General features: G+C 56.7%; 1 protein-coding gene. It reads right to left on the reverse strand.

The genetic code is table 11. The annotated features are described in order from the left end of the window. A partial coding sequence (locus AC30CM_RS27370) for an ATP-binding cassette domain-containing protein (protein WP_490120034.1) occupies positions 1-360 on the reverse strand: 360 nt, incomplete at its 3' end. Between the last annotated feature and the right edge of the window lie 26 nt (positions 361-386).

A 386-nucleotide genomic window follows, 5' to 3' on the forward strand; every position in this document is an offset into this window, starting at 1 on the left:
GTCCAGAAACTGACGTACGCGCGGATCAGGATTCGCCTGCAACGCCTGGGCACTGCCATGAGCGACAATTTTTTTGTCCGCCAGGATCCAGGCGTGATCGGCAATACTTAACACTTCCGGCACATCGTGAGAAACCACCACACAAGTCACACCCAGCGCGCTGTTCAGCTCAGAAATCAGCTTCACCAGTACGCCCATGGTGATGGGATCTTGCCCAACAAAGGGCTCATCAAACATGATGAGATCCGGCTCCAGCGCAATCGCACGTGCCAGCGCTGCACGCCGCGCCATCCCACCGGAAAGTTCAGAAGGCATAAGTTTAGCCGCTCCACGCAGCCCCACTGCCTCCAGCTTCATCATCACCGTACTATGCAACAATGGCGCGG

The sequence above is a fragment of the Mycobacterium sp. DHQP2018-32-09 genome (assembly GCF_058148405.1).